The sequence below is a fragment of the Bradyrhizobium sp. PRIMUS42 genome (assembly GCF_023006515.1).
Taxonomy (GTDB): Bacteria; Pseudomonadota; Alphaproteobacteria; order Rhizobiales; family Xanthobacteraceae; genus Bradyrhizobium.
The window spans coordinates 1-769 of record NZ_JALBGZ010001364.1 but is presented as its reverse complement, the minus strand read 5'-3'; the positions used below and the strand labels follow the sequence as shown (position 1 = coordinate 769).

1 protein-coding gene is annotated in these 769 nt (G+C 68.3%); it reads left to right on the top strand.

Going from position 1 to position 769, the window contains the following annotated elements; genetic code table 11:
- A partial coding sequence (priA, locus tag MOV75_RS40375) for a primosomal protein N' (protein WP_247008429.1) occupies positions 1–769 on the top strand: 769 nt, incomplete at both ends.

Genomic DNA, 769 nt, shown 5'->3' with positions numbered 1-769 from the left:
GGCTCGCCGGCGAGATCAGAGGCGCGATCGAAAAGCGCGAGCAGGCGCTGCTGTTCCTCAATCGCCGCGGCTATGCGCCGCTGACCCTGTGCCGCGGCTGCGGCCATCGCTTCGCCTGCACCATCTGCGATGCCTGGCTGGTCGATCACCGTTTCCGCCAGCGCCTGGTCTGCCATCATTGCGGCTTCTCGATGCCGCGCCCGCACATCTGCCCGCACTGTTCGGCCGAGGAATCGCTGGTCGCGGTCGGTCCCGGCGTCGAGCGGCTGCAGGAGGAGGCGGCTGCGCTGTTTCCCGAAGCGCGCACCATGGTGCTGTCGAGCGATCTCATCACCTCGATCGAGACGATGCGCAGCGAGCTCGCCGAGATCGCGGAGGGGCGCGTCGACATCATCATCGGCACGCAGCTCGTCGCCAAGGGCCACAATTTCCCGCGGCTCAATCTCGTCGGCGTGGTCGACGCGGATCTCGGTCTGAGCAACGGCGACCCGCGCGCGGCGGAACGCACCTGGCAATTGCTCAACCAGGTGATCGGCCGCGCCGGGCGCGAGCAGGGCCGCGGCGTCGGCTATCTCCAGACCCACCAGCCTGATCATCCCGTGATGAAAGCGCTGATCGCCTGCGACCGCGAGGCATTCTACGACAGCGAAATCGATCTGCGCGAGAAGACGCTGTATCCGCCGTTCGGCCGGCTCGCGAGCCTGATCATCTCCGCGGGCGACCGCCCGAGCGCCGAAGGTCTTGGCCGCCGTCTCGTCGCGCTCGCGCC